Genomic DNA, 18,856 nt, shown 5'->3' with positions numbered 1-18,856 from the left:
TTGCGGGTAGCTCTACGGGGCCGTACGACTGCACTGGGTATCCGCATCCCACTGACAGTCACGCTGCGTAGAGAGGCTATGTCCCTGAGTGACGATCCTGGTGTATCGTCCGAGCGGGGGCCGCGCCGGGCAGTGATGCGGCGCAGCGCGAAAGACCGGAACCGAGGGGGGCGACGGGCGATGTACGGCCGATGGACGACGCACGGGACAGGCACTCCGCAATCCCCCGGGGGGACACCTCCGGGTCCATGGGCACGCCGGGCGCCGTGCGCGCACCGGTCACGACGATGTCGCGCGGTGGGCGGGAGGAGAGGGCGGTGAGCGCCACGGGCGCGGTCCTCACCCGGCCGCCGGTGCAGGCCGGCGGCGCACCGGGCGTGGTACCGCAGGTCGTGCTCGCGGTCGTCTGCGGCGGTTACGCCGTGGGCGCCGCCCTGGGCTGGGGCTCTCCGGAACTCGCGTCCTTCATGGGCGACTTCGGCCTCAGCGTGGCCGCCTTCGCGGCGGCCGTCTCCTGCTTCCTGTACTCCCGCAGGCACCACGGCCGGTTTCGACCCGCCTGGCTGCTGTTCGCCGCCTCCTCCGCGATGGCGGGGATCGGCAACGGCGTCTGGGGCTGGTACGAGGTCGTGCTGCGCGAGCCGGTGCCGAGCCCGTCGCTCGCCGACTTCTGCTTCCTGCTCTTCGCTCCACCGGCCATCGTCGGCCTGCTCGTGCTCGCCAAGAGGCCCGTGACCAAGGCGGGCTGGGTGTGCCTGGGGCTGGACGCCTGGCTGATCGGCGGCTCGCTGCTGACGCTCTCCTGGAGCCTGGCGCTCGCGCACACCGCGCACTTCCAGGGCCAGAGCGTGCCGCAGGGCGCGCTCGCGCTGGCGTACCCGCTGCTGGACATCGTGCTGGTGAGCATGGTGCTCGCACTGCACTTCAAGCGCTCCTCGGCGCACCGCTCGGCCATCAACACCGCCATCGCGGCGCTGGCCCTGACGGTGCTGTGCGACGCACTGTTCAGCTCGCCGCTGCTGCGCGAGCACTACCGCTCCGGGCAGATCCTGGACGCCGGCTGGTTCGCCGGCTCGATGCTGCTCACGTACGCGCCCTGGGTGGCCCGGCGGCTGCCCGGCGGCGACACCGCGGCCGCCGCTCCCGAGCGCGCCGCGCCCCGTACCCCGCCGGCCACGGGCACCTCGGCGGCCACCGCGGCGGCCACCCGGCCCATCGCCGGTTCGCTGGCCGCGCTCACCCCGTACCTGGCCGCCGCCGTCTGCACGCTGGGCATCCTGTACAACGTCCTGGACGGCCGCCGCATCGACCGTGTGGTGCTCTTCACCGGCTGCACGGTCGTCCTCGCCCTGGTCGTCCGCCAGGGCATCATGCTGCTCGACAACATCACCCTCACGCAGGAACTGGCCCAGAAGGAGAACCACTTCCGGTCGCTGGTGCAGGGCTCCAGCGACGTCATCATGATCGCCGCGCCGACCGGGATACTGCGCTACGTCAGCCCCGCCGCCGCGGGGGTCTACGGCCGGGACGCGGAGGAACTGGTCGGCTCCGAGCTGGCCTCCCTCATCCACCCCGAGGACCTGGGGCGGGTGGTGCACGAGGTGCGCAGATTCCTCGCCGCCCGGCCCGAGGACGAACCGACCACCCGGATCGAGTGCCGCTTCCGCGCGGGCGAACACCGCGCGGGCGGCGAGAAGTGGCTCAACGTCGAGTCCACGGTCAACCGCCACCACGGCGGCCTCATCTTCAACTCCCGCGACGTCACCGAACGCGTCCGCCTCCAGGCCCAGTTGCAGCACAACGCCTCGCACGACGCGCTCACCGACCTGCCCAACCGGGCGCTGTTCACCGAACGGGTCAGCCAGGCGCTGACCGGCCGCCGCGCCACCGATCCGGGCACCGCCGTGCTCTACATCGACCTGGACGGCTTCAAGCAGGTGAACGACACCATCGGCCACCAGGCGGGGGACGAGCTGCTGATCCAGGCCGCCCGCAGACTGGCCGAATCCGTACGGGCCGGGGACACCGCCGCGCGGCTGGGCGGCGACGAGTTCGCCGCGCTGATCATGGGCGACGGCTCCCGCGACCACGCGGCGCGCGAGCACCGCATCCTGGAGGTCGCCGACCGGCTGCGCATCCGGCTCTCCGACCCGTACAAGATCGACGGCAGGGACGTACGGGTCGCCGCCAGCATCGGTGTCGCCTTCGCCGAGCCGGGCATCACCCCCGGCCCCCTGATGCGCAACGCCGACCTGGCGATGTACCGCGCCAAACAGGCCGGCAAGGGCTGCGTCAAGCTGTACGCGCCCCAGATGCAGGCCGACGTGGTGCGCCGCGCCGAGCTGGCCACCAAGCTGCGCACCGCCCTGCACGACGGCGAGTTCGCGCTGCTGCACCAGCCCGTCGTGGAACTGGCCGGCGGCCGGATCACGGCGGTCGCCGCCCTGGCCCGCTGGCGCTCCGCCCAGGGCATACTCTTCACCCCCGCCGAGTTCCTGCGGGTCGGCGACCGCGGCCGGCTCAAGGAGGACGGCGACCGCTCCGCCGAGCTGGGCCGCTGGCAGTTGGAGGAGGCGGTGCAGCAGGCCGCCGGCCGGCACCGGGCGGGCCATCCGGTCCCGGTGGCCGTCCGGATCTCCGCGCACCGGCTGCTCGACCGGGCGCTGCCGCCGAAGAGCATCGAGGCCCTGCTGTCCCGGCACGGCCTGCCGTCCGGCTCGCTGGTCCTGGAGCTGGCCGACACCGATCCGCGGATACCGCTGGAGGAGCTGGAGCGCCGCCTGGTGGCCCTGCGCCGCCTGGGGGTACGGATCGCCCTGGACGGCTTCGGCAGCGGCGCGGCCGCCGTCGGAGCGCTGCGGCGGCTGCCCGTCGACGTGCTGCGGCTGGACCGCGACCTGGTCGACGGGGTGGTGGACTCCGCCCGGCTGCACAAGATCACCTCGGGGCTGCTGCGGATCGCCTCCGACCTCGGCATGCAGTCCGTCGCCGACGGCGTCGACCTGCCCGAGCAGATCGTCGCGCTGCGCTCCATGGGCTGTACGCACGGCCAGGGCATGGCCTTCTCCGGGCCGCTGGACGAGCACCGGCTGCGCCACGCGCTCACCCAGGGCGGCTACGCGGTGCCGGGCCCGGGCAGCGAGGGCCGGGCGGTGATGCTCAGCGGCACGGGCCTGCCGGTACGCCACGTCAAGAAGGGGCGCGAACCGGTGTCACCCGGACGGGTGCTGGGCGAACTGCCCAGGCGATTCGGGCCGGGTGACGGCCGGGACGGGGCGGAGACGGCGCTGGCCAGCCCTCCGCTGCGCCCAAATAGTGAGACCTCCGTCCCACCCACTTGACACTCCCCTGGCGGCAGGGGGAGGGTCAGTTCCATGCGCACCCGAATTCTCGTACTTGGAAAGCGCGTCGGCTGAAGCTGGGTCACCTGAGAAAACCCAGCGCTCCGCACCGGCGCGCTCCCCTCGCTTGCCTCCTGGCACGAGGGGTTTTTTGTTGCACAGCCACTCCCATACCCCACCAAAACCCTCAGCTTCGAGAAGAGACGCAGATGACCGAGCAGGCCACCGGGGCCCACCATCCGCAGCCGCGGGCCCGTAACTCCGGCGGAGCACCCGCGACCGCCGTGGAGCACGTCACGGGCGCGCAGTCCCTCATCCGTTCGCTCGAAGAGGTCGGGGCCGACACCGTGTTCGGCATTCCGGGGGCGCCATCCTCCCCGCGTACGACCCGATGATGGACTCCTCGAAGGTCCGCCACGTCCTGGTCCGCCACGAGCAGGGCGCGGGCCACGCCGCCACCGGCTACGCGCAGGCCACCGGCAAGGTCGGCGTCTGCATGGCCACCTCCGGACCCGGTGCCACCAACCTCGTCACCCCGATCGCCGACGCCCACATGGACTCCGTCCCGATGGTCGCGATCACCGGCCAGGTCGCCTCCAAGGCGATCGGCACCGACGCCTTCCAGGAGGCGGACATCTGCGGCATCACGATGCCGATCACCAAGCACAACTTCCTGGTCACCGACGCGGCCGAGATCCCCCGCACCATCGCCGAGGCGTTCCACATCGCCTCCACCGGCCGCCCGGGACCGGTCCTGGTGGACATCGCCAAGGACGCCCTCCAGGCACAGACCACCTTCTCCTGGCCGCCGCACACCGACCTGCCCGGCTACCGCCCGGTCACCAAGCCGCACGCCAAGCAGATCCGCGAGGCCGCCAAGCTGATCACCGAGGCCCGCCGACCGGTCCTGTACGTCGGCGGCGGCGTGATGAAGTCCGGCGCCACCGCCGAACTGAAGGTGCTCGCCGAACTGACCGGCGCGCCCGTCACCACCACCCTGATGGCCCTCGGCTCCTTCCCCGACACCCACCCGCAGCACGTCGGCATGCCCGGGATGCACGGCGCGGTCGCCGCCGTCACGGCCCTCCAGAAGGCCGACCTGATCGTCGCGCTGGGCGCCCGCTTCGACGACCGGGTCACCGGCAGGCTGGACTCCTTCGCCCCGTTCGCCAAGGTCGTGCACGCCGACATCGACCCGGCCGAGATCGGCAAGAACCGCGCGGCCGACGTGCCGATCGTCGGCGACGCCCGCGAGGTCATCGCCGACCTGATCGTGGCCCTCCAGGCCGAGCACGCGGCGGGCCACACCGGCGACTACACCGCCTGGTGGAAGGACCTCGACCGCTGGCGCGAGACGTACCCGCTGGGCTACGACCACCCGGACAACGGCAGCCTGGCCCCGCAGCAGGTCATACAGCGCCTGGGCGAGCTGGCTCCCGAGGGCACCATCTACGCGGCGGGTGTCGGCCAGCACCAGATGTGGGCCGCCCACTTCATCGACTACGACACGCCGTCCACCTGGCTGAACTCCGGCGGCGCCGGGACGATGGGCTACGCCGTCCCGGCCGCCATGGGCGCCAAGGCCGGGCGGCCGGACCGTACGGTCTGGGCGATCGACGGTGACGGCTGCTTCCAGATGACCAACCAGGAACTGGTCACCTGCGCGCTGAACAACATCCCGATCAAGGTCGCCATCATCAACAACGGCGCCCTGGGCATGGTCCGCCAGTGGCAGACGCTGTTCTACAACCAGCGCTACTCGAACACCGTCCTGCACAGTGGCCCCGAGGACTGCGCCGCCACGGACGGGGTGGCCGGCGCCGGCACCCGCGTGCCGGACTTCGTCAAGCTGGCCGAGGCGATGGGCTGCGTCGCGATGCGCTGCGAGGACCCGGCCGAGCTGGACGCGGTGATCGCCAAGGCGAACGCGATCAACGACCGCCCGGTGGTGGTGGACTTCATCGTCCACGAGGACGCCCAGGTCTGGCCGATGGTCGCGGCCGGCACCTCCAACGACGAGGTCATGGCGGCCCGCGGGGTCCGCCCCGACTTCGGCGACACCGAAGAAGACTGAGACGCCGGGACGCGAGACACGCGGATAGAAGAGAGAAGACCGACCATGTCCAAGCACACGCTCTCCGTCCTGGTGGAGAACACCCCCGGCATCCTGGCCCGGATCGCCGCGCTGTTCTCCCGCCGCGGATTCAACATCGACTCGCTCGCCGTGGGCGTCACCGAGCACCCCGACATCTCCCGCATCACCATCGTCGTGAGCGTCGAGTCGCTCCCGCTGGAGCAGGTCACCAAGCAGCTCAACAAGCTCGTCAACGTGCTCAAGATCGTCGAGCTGGAGCCCGGCGCCGCGGTCCAGCGGGAACTGGTGCTGGCCAAGGTGCGCGCCGACAACGAGACCCGCTCGCAGATCGTGGAGATCGTCCAGCTCTTCCGCGCCAAGACCGTCGACGTCTCCCCGGACGCGGTGACCATCGAGGCGACCGGCAGCAGCGACAAGCTCGAAGCGATGCTCAAGATGCTGGAGCCGTTCGGCATCAAGGAGTTGGTGCAGTCCGGCACCATCGCCATAGGGCGCGGCGCCCGCTCCATCACGGACCGCTCGCTGCGGGCCCTGGACCGCTCCGCCTGAGACGGCCGCACCCGCCCGGGCCACGGGTCCGGGCCCGTCCGGACCAGGCGTCCGGGCCCGCCCGGACCGTATCGCGAGACCCCCGAAACCTTCCTCATGAGCCCGACGTAATGTGTCGGGCAACCAGCTAGATCCAAGGAGATACCCGAAGTGGCCGAGCTGTTCTACGACGACAACGCCGACCTGTCCATCATCCAGGGCCGCAAGGTCGCGGTTCTCGGCTACGGCAGCCAGGGCCACGCCCACGCCCTCTCCCTGCGTGACTCCGGCGTCGACGTCCGCGTCGGTCTGCACGAGGGCTCGAAGTCGAAGTCCAAGGCCGAGGAGCAGGGGCTGCGCGTGGTCAGCCCGGCCGAGGCGGCGGCGGAGGCCGACGTCATCATGATCCTGGTGCCGGACCCGATCCAGGCGAAGGTCTACGAGGAGTCCGTCAAGGACAACCTCAAGGACGGCGACGCGCTGTTCTTCGGCCACGGCCTGAACATCCGCTACGGCTTCATCAAGCCGCCGGAGAACGTCGACGTGTGCATGGTCGCCCCCAAGGGCCCGGGCCACCTGGTGCGCCGCCAGTACGAGGAGGGCCGCGGCGTGCCGTGCATCGCGGCCGTCGAGCAGGACGCCTCCGGCAACGCCTTCGCGCTGGCCCTGTCGTACGCCAAGGCCATCGGCGGCACCCGCGCCGGCGTCATCAAGACCACCTTCACCGAGGAGACCGAGACCGACCTCTTCGGTGAGCAGGCGGTGCTCTGCGGCGGTGCCTCGGCGCTGGTCAAGGCGGGCTTCGAGACCCTGGTCGAGGCCGGCTACCAGCCGGAGATCGCCTACTTCGAGTGCCTGCACGAGCTGAAGCTGATCGTGGACCTCATGTACGAGGGCGGCCTGGAGAAGATGCGCTGGTCGGTCTCCGAGACCGCCGAGTGGGGCGACTACATCACCGGCCCGCGGATCGTCAACGACGCCACCAAGGCCGAGATGAAGAAGGTGCTCGCCGAGATCCAGGACGGCACCTTCGCGAACAACTGGATGGCGGAGTACAACGCCGGCCTGCCCAAGTACAACGAGTACAAGAAGGCCGACGAGGACCACCTGCTGGAGACCACCGGCAAGAAGCTCCGCAAGCTGATGAGCTGGGTCGACGACGAGCAGTAAGCCGTACGGCACGGGGCCGTGGCAGCCGCCGCGGCCCCGTTCGCCATGACCGGCGCCCGGCCCCCGCCACGGTGTTGTCCACCGCGTCGCACCACTACCGGGTGATCCTTCCGAAACGGCGGATGAACGGCCGGGGGCCAGCACTACACTGCACACCACAAGCGCGTCAGGCTCACAGCGTCGTGCGTCTTCCACGCGGCTGCCCCTTCACCGCCTTCGGCCGTCGGGACGGCCGTCCTCCCCGTAGCCATCAGGGGCACGGGTGGGGCCCCAGGACTAGTGAGGACTGAAGACCACGTGAGCTCGAAACCTGTCGTACTGATCGCCGAGGAACTGTCGCCCGCCACCGTCGACGCCCTCGGCCCGGACTTCGAGATCCGGCACTGCAACGGCGCCGACCGCGCCGAGCTGCTGCCCGCCATCGCCGACGTCGACGCGATCCTCGTGCGCAGCGCGACCAAGGTCGACGCCGAGGCCATCGCCGCCGCCCGCAAGCTCAAGGTCGTCGCCCGGGCCGGTGTCGGCCTGGACAACGTCGACGTCTCCGCCGCCACCAAGGCCGGCGTGATGGTCGTCAACGCGCCGACCTCCAACATCGTCACCGCCGCCGAGCTGGCCTGCGGCCTGCTGGTCGCCACCGCCCGCAACATCCCGCAGGCGAACACCGCCCTGAAGAACGGCGAGTGGAAGCGCAGCAAGTACACCGGCGTCGAGCTGTCCGAGAAGGTCCTCGGCGTGGTCGGCCTCGGCCGGATCGGCGTGCTGGTCGCGCAGCGGATGTCGGCCTTCGGCATGAAGATCGTCGCGTACGACCCGTACGTGCAGCCGGCCCGCGCCGCGCAGATGGGCGTCAAGCTGGTCTCGCTGGACGAGCTGCTGGAGGTCGCGGACTTCATCACCGTCCACCTCCCCAAGACCCCGAGACCCTCGGCCTGATCGGCGACGAGGCGCTGCACAAGGTCAAGCCGACGGTGCGCGTCGTCAACGCCGCGCGCGGCGGCATCGTGGACGAGACCGCGCTGGCCAGCGCCCTCAAGGAGGGCCGGGTGGCCGGCGCGGGCCTGGACGTCTACGCCAGCGAGCCCTGTACGGACTCCCCGCTGTTCGAGTTCGACCAGGTCGTCGCCACCCCGCACCTCGGCGCCTCGACGGGCGAGGCGCAGGAGAAGGCGGGCATCGCGGTCGCCAAGTCGGTGCGCCTGGCGCTGGCGGGCGAGCTGGTGCCGGACGCGGTCAACGTCCAGGGCGGCGTGATCGCCGAGGACGTCAAGCCGGGGCTGCCGCTGGCCGAGCGGCTGGGCCGGATCTTCACCGCGCTGGCGGGCGAGGTGGCGGTCCGCCTGGACGTCGAGGTGTACGGCGAGATCACCCAGCACGACGTCAAGGTGCTGGAACTCTCCGCGCTCAAGGGCGTGTTCGAGGACGTGGTGGCCGAGACCGTCTCGTACGTCAACGCCCCGCTGTTCGCGCAGGAGCGCGGTGTCGAGGTGCGCCTGACCACCAGCAGCGAGTCGGCCGAGCACCGCAACGTGGTCACCGTGCGCGGCACCCTGTCCGGCGGCGACGAGATCTCCATCTCCGGCACCCTGGCGGGCAACAAGAATCAGCAGAAGATCGTCGCGGTCGGTGAGCACTCCATCGACCTCGCGCTCGCCGACCACATGGCCTTCCTGCGCTACGGCGACCGCCCCGGCGTCGTCGGCACGCTCGGCCGCATCCTCGGCGAGGCGGGCATCAACATCGCGGGCATGCAGGTCTCACGGGCCGACGCGGGCGGCGAGGCGCTGGTCGCGCTGACCGTCGACGACACGATCCCGGCGGCGGTGCTCGCCGAGATCGCCGACGAGATCGGCGCCACCTCGGCGCGCGCGGTCAACCTCGCGGACTGAGGCACGTCCGTACGTGTGCGACACCGGGCCCGGGCCCCGCTGCGGCGGGAGCCCGGGCCCGCTGCCGTGCGCGCCCGCGACAGCGGGGGAGTGGTCGGCCCGTCACCCGTTCGGCCTAGTGCGGACCGATGCCGGACGCCCCGCAAACTCGCCGTCGAGCCGGTGTCCCGGGGGTTTTCCGACTCGCTGCGCGCGGCGGGGCGGCGCGCAATGGGAACTGCGCGTGCCCCCTGCCGGCGCGTGCGGAAGGAGAGCGACGCCATGAACGCACCCCTGGGTGAGAACCCTCAGGATCTGACCAAGATGAACGTGGTCGACGCGGAGGGCACCAAGGTGGGCTCGGTCCAGCAGATCTACCGGGACGACGCCACCGACGCGCCCGAGTGGATCACCGTGCGCACCGGCCTGTTCGGCATGAAGGAGACCTTCGTACCGCTCGCCGGAGGCCGGCGGGTGGGCGACGAACTGCAGGTTCCGTACACCAAGGACCAGATCAAGGACGCCCCGCGGATCGACGCGGACGGGCACCTGGAACCGGCCGAGGAGGAACGGCTCTACCGGCACTACGGGATGTCCCGGCCGGGCACCGCGCCGACCGGCACGGTCCCCGGGCGGACCACGACCACCGGAGCCGGGATGGGCACCGCCGGTGCCGCCGGGGCGGCCGGCATGCACCGGCCCGAGGAGCGCCGCCGGGAGCGGACCGAGTCCGCGCCGCTGGCCGGCGCGGGGGCCGGAGCCGGTGCGATGGCCATGTCCCGAGGCCGGGACGACGCCGCGCGGTCCAAGGAACAGAACCCGGAGATGCTCGTCTCCGAGGAGCACGTCGAGATCGGCACCGAGGCACGCGAGGCCGGTCACGCCCGGCTGCGCAAGCACGTGGAGACCGAGGAGGTGCACCGCACCGTACCCGTCAGCCACGACGAGGCGCGCATTCGGCGCGAGAAGATCACCGAAGAGGACCGTCGCAAGGAACGGGGTCAGCAGCCGAAGCTCGGTGACGGTGAGCTGGACGTCACGCTCTACGAGGAGCAGGTCGTCGTCCGCAAGGAGAACGTGCCGGTCGAGCGGATCCGGCTGGAGACCGAGCGGGTCACCGAGCAGCAGGAGGTCAACACCGAGGTCCACCGGGAAGAGGTGGAGTTCGACGACGGCAAGGGCACCGGCCGGCGCGACCGGCGCGGCCGTGGTCAGGGGCCGGAGCGGGGCCGCGGCGGTCCGGGCCCCGAGCGGGGCCGGTAGGCGGCCGGCCCCCTGGGCGCCGCCGCTTCCGGCAGTCCGCCGCTCCACGGGCCCGGCCCGCCGCACCCACAGCGCGGCGGGCCGGGCTCCGTACTGCCAGGCTCGCTCCGTACTGCCTCGGCGGCCGGGCTCCGCTCGTACGCCTGCCCGGTACACCGCTGTACCGCGTCCGGTACCGCTGCCCGCCGGGCATAGGCTGACCGCATGGGACACCGTGAAGACCTGCTGGAAGGGGCCAAGCGCTGCCTCCTGGAAAAGGGGTACGCGCGCACCACCGCCCGCGACATCGTGGCCGCCTCCGGCACCAACCTGGCGTCCATCGGCTACCACTACGGCTCCAAGGACGTCCTGATGCGCAAGGCGCTGGTGGAGTCCGTCGAGGAGTGGGGCGCCGGGCTCGCCGGTACGGAGGAGGCGGGCGGCGGGGAAGCGGCCGGTGACCCCGTGGAGCGCTTCGCGGCCGGGTGGGACCGCATCCTGCGGAGCTTCCTGGAGCAGCGCGACTTCGTGGCCTCCCAGGTCGAGGTGCTCGGCCTGCTGCCCCGCGACCCCGAACTGCGCGCGGCGCTGGCCACGGTCCTGCCGGAGGGCGGCGAAGGGCTGGTCGCGGTCTTCGAGAACGTGCCGGACACCGAGGTGGACGCGGAGTCGGCGCGCGTCGTCGGCTCCTTCTACCAGGCGCTGCTCACCGGCCTGATGGTGCAGTCCCTGGTCTCCCCGGCGGCGCTGCCCTCGGGCGGCGACCTCGTGGAGGCGATGCGGAGGGTGCTCTCCGGAACGGTGCTCTCCGCGTCGGCGCGCGGGCCGGAAGAGGAGCGTACGGGCGGCGGAGCGGCCGCTTCCTGACCGTACCGGGCCGCCCGCCGGCCTGCTCGCCGCGTCCCGGCCGCCCGCCCCGTGACCGTGCCCGGGCCGCCTGCGGACCCGGCGCCGGTGGCCGCCCGTACCGGTCAACCGGCCGAGAGCGTTCGGTATTTGACCGACCGGCCCTTGTCCGGTCGCGCCGCCGCGCTCTACGCTCGCCGTACGGGACCAGGCAGCAGCTACCGCCGGGCCCGGATCTCCCAGACCCAGAGGTCGCCGAGCAGTCCGCACCCAAGACCGGCCGGAGATCCGCGCCACGCAGCGAACACGCGCCTCCGGCCCCGCCCTTCCCGGTCCATTCCAGCCAGGGGTCCTCCCGCGCGCCCCCGGCCCACCAGGAAGGGCGAACCGTGCCGGGTGAGGGGGAAGAGGAGCCCCGTCGCCCGGCAGTCGGTCGCCGCCGGTTCCGGTTCTTCTCCCGGCGGCGGCCGCATCTCTTGCGGGTACCGCGTGCTCGCGACGGGTACCGGCCGCAGAGTCTTATCGTCCGTCCGGACCCGCCGCCTGTCCAGTACTCAACAAACCTCCGTTCCCGGGCGCCCGGGTCACGGCGCCGTCCGGCACCCGGCCCGTGCGCGGTCGTGCGCCCGTCGTGCGGGCACCGGCCGTACCGTCGGCACGCCCGGAACCGCAGGTGGCGGACGCCTCACAGCCGCGCCGTCTTCAGCGCCATGTGGAGCAGCAGGCGGTCGCCGCCCTCGTCCAGGTCGAGTCCGGTCAGCTTCTCGACGCGGCCGAGCCGGTAGTACAGCGTCTGCCGGTGGATACCGAGCGCCTGGGCGGCGCGGCCCGCCTGGCCCGCGCAGTCGAGGAACACCTCGGCCGTACGGGCGAGTTCACTGTGCGCGGGCGTCAGCAGCGGACGGACCGGCGGGTCCGGTTCGGCCGAGGGCAGACCCGTCAGCAGGCGGTACGCGCCGATGGCGTCCCACTCGGCCACCGGGCCCAGCCGGGGTTCGGCGCGCGCGGCCCGCGCCGCGGCCAGCGCCTCGTGCCAGGCGGTGGGCAGGCCGGCCAAGTCCCGTACGGGCGTGCCGAGTCCGGCGGCGCCGGGCAGCGTACGGGAGTCCGTCCCGGCCGGCGCCAGAGCGCCGCCCGCGCGCGGCGAGCGCAGCAGGTGCTCGGCCACCGTGTGGGCCGCGGCGAGGGCCGACGGCGAACGCAGCCGTACGAGCGCCGCCAGCGAGGGGGCGTCGGCGGTCGCCCGCGACGGCGGGACGGGGGCGGAGCGCCGTCCTCCGGCAGCGGCCGCCGCGCCGTTCGCGGCCGCCGGGCCCGGCACCTCTTCGGACGCCCCGTTCGCGGCGGGCAGCGCGCAGGCGGCCAGCAGCCCCGGCAGGTTCGGCAGCGGCGCGTGATCGGCCTCCGGCACGTCCCACGGCGTCACCGCGACCACCAGCAGCGGCGCGTCCGCCGCGGACCGCAGCCCGTCGCGCAGCGCCGCCGCCGCGGCGGTGCGCTCCGTGGGACGCGAGACCAGCAGCGCGCGCAGCAGGTCGCCCAGTTCGGCGCCCGCGCGGGCCTCCGCCGCCAGCAGGGCGCCGATGCCGGAGGCAGACTCCATCGCCTGCTCGATCCGGGGGTCCGGCGGCGCGCCGCCACCGCCCAGCTCCAGGTCGGTCAGGTGGCCGTCGTCCAGCAGCCAGACGTACCCCTGCACGATGCCGCGATGGCGTACGGGCAGGCAGATCCGGCCCTTGAAGACCCCGGCCGCCGGGTCGGGCGGGATGCGCAGCGCCGTCTTCGCGCGGGCGATGCCGAACGCCTCGAACCAGGCCCGTACCGCCGCCGTCGAGCGGCGCTGGAGGATCGAACGGGTCCGTACGGGGTCCATGACCAGGTCGTCGTCGCCCTCGTGCGCGCCGAAGGCGATCAGACCGAAGTCGCGGTCCTCCAGGGTCGCCGGGGCGCCGAGGGCGGCCGAGATCTCGTCCACGAGCTGCTGATAGTCGCCCCGCATGTGCCGTATGGCTCCTTTCCGGCTGGCGCTCCCGAGCCGTACGGCCGTCGCTGTCCGTGCGGTCACCGGGGGAGGTGGGTCCTCCGGTGCCGTTGTGGTCCCCCTCCATTGTCATACATCTGTCTGAGATCCCGGCCACGAAGGCCAGACAGCTGTCGATGGCCGCGAACTGGCGAGATCCTTAAGTTTCAGGTGGCTCATCTCGCCGTCGCGCCCGCCTGCCAGGCGCCCGCCCGGCTTGTCATCTTGAATCGTGGAGGTGCCCCGTGCTGGGTCCCGTGCTTCTCGCAGCAGCCCGCAGCGACAGCATCCGCCGAATCGTCTCGGCGGCCCCGGTCACCCGTCCGGTCGTCGACCGGTTCGTGGCCGGTGAACGGCTGGACGCGTCGATGGCCGCCGTGCGGTCCCTGGCGGACCGCGGGATGGAGGTCACCCTCGACCACCTCGGTGAGGACATCACCGATCCGGCCGAGGCGCTGCGCAACCGCGACGCCTACCTCCTGCTGACCGCCGCCCTCAAGGACCTGGGCCTCGGCGAGCGCGCCGAGATGTCGGTCAAGCTCTCCGCCTTCGGCCAGGCCCTGCCCGGCGGCCACGAGCTGGCCCTGAAGAACGTCACCCCGGTCGTCGAGGCCGCCGCCGAGGCCGGCACGACGGTCACCCTGGACATGGAGGACCACACCACGGTCGACTCCACCCTGGCGATACTCGGCGAACTGCGCACCCGCTTCCCGCAGACCGGCGCGGTGCTCCAGTCCTACCTCTTCCGCACCGAGGACGACTGCCGCGCGCTCGCCGGGGAAGGCTCCCGTGTGCGCCTGGTCAAGGGCGCCTACAAGGAGCCCGCGACGGTCGCGTTCCAGGACAAGCGGGAGGTCGACAAGGCGTACGTACGCTGCCTGAAGATCCTGATGGCCGGCGAGGGCTATCCGATGATCGGGTCGCACGACCCGCGCATGGTGGCGATCGGCCAGGAACTGGGCCGCCGCTACGGCCGCAAGCCCGCCGAGTACGAGTTCCAGATGCTGTACGGCATCCGGGAGGCCGAGCAGGAGCGCCTGGTCACCGAGGGTCACCGGATGCGCGTCTACATCCCGTACGGCACGGACTGGTACGGCTACTTCATGCGCCGCCTCGCCGAGCGCCCCGCCAACCTCGCGTTCTTCCTGCGCTCGCTCGTCACCAAGGGCTGAGCCGGGCGGCCGGCCCCGCGGCCGGACCGCACGCGCCGGGCCGCCCCGTGGCCCGGCGCCCCACAACTTGACGTACCCGCACACCCCCGACCGAAGGAGACGGCCGACATGGACGCCGTGACCCACGTCCCCGCCCCGTACAACGAGCCGGTGCACGGCTACGCCCCCGGTTCCCCCGAGCGGGCGCGCCTGGAGGCCAAGCTCAAGGAGCTGGCCGAGAACCCCATCGAGCTGCCGATGACCATCAACGGCGAGAAGCGGATGGGCGGTGGCGAGCGCTTCGACGTCGTGCAGCCGCACAACCACAAGGCCGTCATCGGTACGTACGCCAACGCCACCCGCCAGGACGCCCAGGACGCCATCGACGCCGCCCTGGCCGCCGCCCCGGCCTGGCGCGCCATGTCCTTCGACGACCGCGCCGCGATCCTGCTCAAGGCCGCCGACCTGCTGTCGGGCCCCTGGCGCGAGACCATCGCCGCCTCCACGATGCTCGGCCAGTCCAAGACCGCCCAGCAGGCCGAGATCGACGCGCCCTGCGAGCTGGTGGACTTCTGGCGCTTCAACGTCCACTTCGCGCGCGAGCTGCTCCAGGAGCAGCCCCCCGTTCAGCCGAACGGCGTCTGGAACCGCCTGGACCACCGCCCGCTGGAGGGCTTCGTCTACGCGATCACGCCCTTCAACTTCACCGCCATCGCCGGCAACCTGCCGACCGCGCCCGCCCTGATGGGCAACGTCGTCGTCTGGAAGCCGTCCCCCACGCAGACCCACTCCGCGATCCTGCTCATGCAGCTCCTGGAGGAGGCCGGCCTGCCCAAGGGCGTCATCAACCTGGTGACCGGCGACGGCAAGGAGGTCTCCGAGGTCGCGCTGCCGCACCCGGAGCTGGCCGGCGTCCACTTCACCGGCTCCACCGCCACCTTCCAGTACCTGTGGAAGGCGGTCGGCGAGAACATCACCAACTACCGCTCGTACCCGCGCCTGGTCGGCGAGACCGGCGGCAAGGACTTCATCGTCGCCCACCCGACCGCGGACCCGGCGATCCTGAAGACGGCCGTCACCCGCGGCGCGTTCGAGTACCAAGGCCAGAAGTGTTCCGCCGCCTCCCGCGCCTACATCGCCCGCTCCACCTGGGAGAACGGCTTCAAGGACGACCTGGTGGCGGAGGTCGAGGGCCTCACCATGGGCGACGTCACCGACCTGTCGAACTTCATCGGCGCCGTCATCGACGACCGCTCCTTCGCCAAGAACAAGGCCGCGATCGACCGCGCCAAGGAGGACCCGACCTGCGAGATCGTCGCGGGCGGCAGCTACGACGACTCGGTCGGCTACTTCGTGCGCCCGACCGTGATCGTCTGCTCGGACCCGGAGAACGAGGTCTTCAAGACCGAGTACTTCGGCCCGATCATCGCCGTCCACGTCTACGAGGACGCCGACTTCGACGCGATGCTGGAGCAGATGGAGTCCGCCTCGGCGTACGCCCTGACCGGCGCCGTCCTCGCCCAGGACCGCCAGGTCCTGGTCGCCGCCTCCGAGAAGCTCCGCTTCGCGGCCGGCAACTTCTACCTCAACGACCGCCCCACCGGCTCCATCGTCGGCCAGCAGCCCTTCGGCGGCGGCCGCGCCTCGGGCACCAACGACAAGGCGGGCTCGAAGTTCAACCTGCTCCGCTGGATGTCCCCCCGCGCCATCAAGGAAACGATGGTCGCCCCGACGGACTACCGCTACCCGCACATGGGCTGACCTGATAGCCCTGTCATGCCGACGGCCCGGCGCTCCCTTGGCGGGGGTGCCGGGCCGTCGGCGTCGTCAGCCGTCGTCGCGCGGGGGCCCGGTGATCGCCTCACCGATGACGAAGCCCTTGGCGGGGCCTTCGGGGACCTCGACGTCCATGCCGTAGGGGACGCGGTGTTCGGCGGCGTAGTCGGCCTTGTCGGGACGGGGGACGGTGAACACGGAGACGGTGCCGCGGAGATCGTAGTCATCGATGAGGACGTACACGGGAATGCCCGCCCGCGCGTAGGCACGGCGCTTGCGGACCCGGTCGCGCTCCCTCTCCTCGTGGCCCGGCGCCACCACTTCCGCGACCAGCGGCACCTCGGACGCCGCGAGGCCGTACTCGCAGGTGCCGTTCTCGACGTCGTCTTCGAGGGCGATGACGGCGTCCGGGCACCACACGTGGCGGCTGTCGACGATGTCGATGCCGAACCGGACGGCGTACGGACCGTCGCCCAGGTGGGCGTCCATGGCGTTGCGTAACCGGTCGGCGACCCGGGCGTGCGCGTGAGGGCCGGTGTGCGACACCTCGATGCAGCCCGAGTCCTCGTCGGCCTCGATGATCTCCGCGCGGAAGCCCTCGGGGAGTTCCATGTGCGTCCGGACCCGCCACAGCACCTCGCGCAGGTCGGTTCCGGGATCGTCGTCCAGCAGTTCGGTCATGGTCTAGCACCACCTCCGCCCCGAGTGTCCGCGAGCCGGGGCGCCCGTACGGTCCGCACCTCGACCGATCACTCGAACGAGCACCTCAGGCCATCGCCCGTCTCAGATAGTAGGAAGGCCAAGTAATTGTGCAGACAGCACGGCGATGCTGGCTTAGCTTTGTAGGAGCCGAACGTTCCGCTCCATCGAGCGGCGGAGCGGGTGCGGCCCGGTGCGTGTGGGCAGGTGATCCCTGCTGACGCCGTGGCCCCCGCGTTGGTCGGCCGTTTCCGGAAGGACGCTTCCGTTCATCTCTCGGGGCTTTGGCATTGGAGGCGCATCATGACCAAGACCGCTGTCCGCAGGATCCGTCACTCCGCCCGTGCGACCGGCGAAGCCGACCGCAAGAACGCCGCCGCGGCGCTCCAGCGGGCGCTCGACCGCCGGGACAACGGCGGCTCGACCGGGCACTGAGCCCGGGGCCGCCCGGCGGGCGGGGGTGCGGCGCGCCGAGCGCGCGGGCACGCCCGCCCGTGCCCGCGCTCAGCGGCGCCGGGTGACCTCGAAGCGGTCGATGCTCTCGCCGGACTCGGCCAGCGCGGTGACCTTCATCCGCGGCCGGTGGCCCGGCAGGACCTCGACCGCGATGAAGGAGTAGCCGGTGTAGCGGACCCGCGACCACTGCGCGGCTTCCTTGACCTTCACCTTGCCCTCGGCCCAGTGGTACGTGTCCACATGGTCGAGGTCCTTCACGTGGCCCTCGTAGCTGTCCGGTACGGGGAAGTCGTACAGCGACTTGCCCGCGCCGCCGGCCGTCACGTACACGATGCCTTCGCGCGAGGAGTCCACCGTCTCGCCGATGGGCATCTTCTTGGAGACCCGGCCGCCCTTGATGGCGTCGGTCCGCTCGTAGACGTGGTTGTGGCCGTTGACCACCAGGTCCACCTGGTGCTTCTCGAAGAGCGGCAGCCAGGCGTCGCGCACGCCGCCCTCGGAGGCGTGCGCGTTGGTGGTGGAGAAGGCGCAGTGGTGGAAGAAGACGACGATGAAGTCGATCCCCCGAGTGGCGCGCAGTTCGCCGAGTTCGCGGTCCAGCCACGTGGTCTGCTTGCCGCCGGTGACGCCGAGATTGGCGGGGATCTCGTACGACACGTCGTTGGCGTCGAGCGCGACCACGGCGACGTTCCCGTACGTGAAGGAGTAGACGCCGGGCGCGTTCTCGGCGTCCGGCCCGTTGTCCGGCAGGCTCCAGCGCGCGTTCTGGCCGCCGTACCCGTTGGGGGAGTACCAGGCTTCCATGTCGTGGTTGCCGGTGGTCACCATCCACGGCACGGTCTTGGCCACCGACTCGGTCTGCGCGAGGAACTGGTCCCACTGGCGCGCGTCGTAGGTGTCGTGCTCGGTGCCGCTGCCGTCCGGGTCGGCGTAGCAGATGTCGCCCGCGTGCAGGTGGAAGGACGGGTTCTGGCCCAGGATGAGCTGGTCGTTGGCGAGGGCGTGGTAGCTGACGCCCTGGTCGCCGAAGGCGGTGAAGACGAACCGCTCGGCCCGGGCCGGGGCGGTGCGGAAGGTGCCGAGGGTGCCGAAGTGGCGGGAGTCGGCGGGGTCGAAGCCGTCGTGGCCGACCCCGTAGTAGTACGTCGTGCCGGGACGCAGGCCGTCGAGCGCCGCGTGCAGGTAGTACTGGTCCACCGCGGGCAGCTTCTTGCCCAGCGCGGGCGTGTGCAGGTCCCGCACCTCGGCGTGGATCTTGCGGCTCAGGTCCCAGGGGCGCAGCCCCACGCGCAGGAACGGGCGCTTGACCGCGAACGGCACCTGCCACGAGACGCGCATCTGGTGCCGGGGGTCGGCGCCGAAGGCCAGGTGCCGGCCGAACGGCGCGACCAGCGAGCCGTGCACGGCACCGGTGGCGGGGGAGGAGAGCAGGGTGGGGGACGGGGTGGCGGCCTGGGCGGGCCCCGCCAGCAGGCCGCCGCCCGCGACGGCGCCGGCGGTCACGGCGGAGGCGCGCAGCAGACCCCGGCGGGTCAGCTTCGTGCGGAGGTATTCGTGCTGCTCGGGCATGCTCATCCGGCTGGCGAGCGGTTCGGGGATGCCCACGCGTGGTGTGTCCATGGACCGCAACGTCGCACCACTGTCCGACCGGCCGGGGCCCCGCG

General features: G+C 72.0%; 11 protein-coding genes and 2 pseudogenes. 10 read left to right on the top strand and 3 right to left on the bottom strand.

All coding sequences use genetic code 11. The features are described 5' to 3' along the window. Positions 1 to 317 precede the first annotated feature (317 nt). The 7 genes and pseudogenes from EJG53_RS11905 to EJG53_RS11870 all read left to right on the top strand — a co-directional run bounded on the left by EJG53_RS11905 (position 318) and on the right by EJG53_RS11870 (position 11,111). The gene (locus tag EJG53_RS11905) at positions 318 to 3,341 is read left to right on the top strand and encodes a putative bifunctional diguanylate cyclase/phosphodiesterase (protein WP_174856398.1); all 3,024 of its coding nucleotides are present in this window, start codon (positions 318 to 320) and stop codon (positions 3,339 to 3,341) included. 209 nt (positions 3,342 to 3,550) lie between these two features. After that, positions 3,551 to 5,415 (top strand): annotated as a pseudogene (locus tag EJG53_RS11895) (acetolactate synthase large subunit). 45 nt (positions 5,416 to 5,460) lie between these two features. Continuing rightward, on the top strand, positions 5,461 to 5,985 hold the full coding sequence (gene ilvN / locus EJG53_RS11890; protein WP_030018315.1) for an acetolactate synthase small subunit: 525 nt from the start codon (positions 5,461 to 5,463) through the stop codon (positions 5,983 to 5,985). A gap of 150 nt (positions 5,986 to 6,135) precedes the next feature. Beyond that, complete coding sequence (gene ilvC, locus EJG53_RS11885; RefSeq protein WP_125044817.1) at positions 6,136 to 7,134, top strand: ketol-acid reductoisomerase; 999 nt, start codon at positions 6,136 to 6,138, stop codon at positions 7,132 to 7,134. Positions 7,135 to 7,431: 297 nt separating this feature from the next. Further along, positions 7,432 to 9,023 (top strand): annotated as a pseudogene (gene serA / locus EJG53_RS11880) (phosphoglycerate dehydrogenase). Between the two features lie 261 nt (positions 9,024 to 9,284). Then, on the top strand, positions 9,285 to 10,265 hold the full coding sequence (locus EJG53_RS11875; protein ID WP_125044816.1) for a PRC and DUF2382 domain-containing protein: 981 nt from the start codon (positions 9,285 to 9,287) through the stop codon (positions 10,263 to 10,265). Between the two features lie 204 nt (positions 10,266 to 10,469). Then, the gene (locus EJG53_RS11870; RefSeq protein ID WP_125044815.1) at positions 10,470 to 11,111 is read left to right on the top strand and encodes a TetR/AcrR family transcriptional regulator; all 642 of its coding nucleotides are present in this window, start codon (positions 10,470 to 10,472) and stop codon (positions 11,109 to 11,111) included. 664 nt (positions 11,112 to 11,775) lie between these two features. On the opposite strand, the gene EJG53_RS11865 is transcribed toward EJG53_RS11870, so the two are convergent. Then, positions 11,776 to 13,089, bottom strand: a complete 1,314-nt coding sequence (locus tag EJG53_RS11865; protein WP_125044814.1) for a PucR family transcriptional regulator — start codon at positions 13,087 to 13,089, stop codon at positions 11,776 to 11,778. A gap of 266 nt (positions 13,090 to 13,355) precedes the next feature. On the opposite strand from EJG53_RS11865, the gene EJG53_RS11860 reads away from it, so the two are divergent. Together EJG53_RS11860 and pruA are read left to right on the top strand one after the other, a co-directional pair. After that, positions 13,356 to 14,282, top strand: a complete 927-nt coding sequence (locus EJG53_RS11860) for a proline dehydrogenase family protein (protein ID WP_125044813.1) — start codon at positions 13,356 to 13,358, stop codon at positions 14,280 to 14,282. Between the two features lie 108 nt (positions 14,283 to 14,390). Further along, positions 14,391 to 16,022: an L-glutamate gamma-semialdehyde dehydrogenase gene (gene pruA, locus EJG53_RS11855; protein ID WP_125044812.1), complete on the top strand. Its 1,632-nt coding sequence runs from the start codon at positions 14,391 to 14,393 to the stop codon at positions 16,020 to 16,022. Positions 16,023 to 16,088: 66 nt separating this feature from the next. Here the strand turns inward: pruA and EJG53_RS11850 are convergent, their stop codons facing one another. Further along, complete coding sequence (locus EJG53_RS11850) at positions 16,089 to 16,718, bottom strand: Uma2 family endonuclease (protein WP_244955106.1); 630 nt, start codon at positions 16,716 to 16,718, stop codon at positions 16,089 to 16,091. Between the two features lie 321 nt (positions 16,719 to 17,039). Between EJG53_RS11850 and EJG53_RS43310 the strand changes: the two genes are divergently transcribed. Beyond that, on the top strand, positions 17,040 to 17,171 hold the full coding sequence (locus EJG53_RS43310; RefSeq protein ID WP_274535863.1) for a hypothetical protein: 132 nt from the start codon (positions 17,040 to 17,042) through the stop codon (positions 17,169 to 17,171). A 69-nt stretch (positions 17,172 to 17,240) separates the two neighbouring features. On the opposite strand, the gene EJG53_RS11845 is transcribed toward EJG53_RS43310, so the two are convergent. Then, positions 17,241 to 18,812: a purple acid phosphatase family protein gene (locus EJG53_RS11845; RefSeq protein WP_125044811.1), complete on the bottom strand. Its 1,572-nt coding sequence runs from the start codon at positions 18,810 to 18,812 to the stop codon at positions 17,241 to 17,243. Positions 18,813 to 18,856 lie beyond the last annotated feature (44 nt).

The sequence above is a fragment of the Streptomyces chrestomyceticus JCM 4735 genome (assembly GCF_003865135.1).
GTDB lineage: Bacteria > Actinomycetota > Actinomycetes > Streptomycetales > Streptomycetaceae > Streptomyces > Streptomyces chrestomyceticus.
The sequence above is the reverse complement of the archived record's forward strand: the minus strand, read 5'-3'. Positions and strand labels throughout refer to the sequence as shown.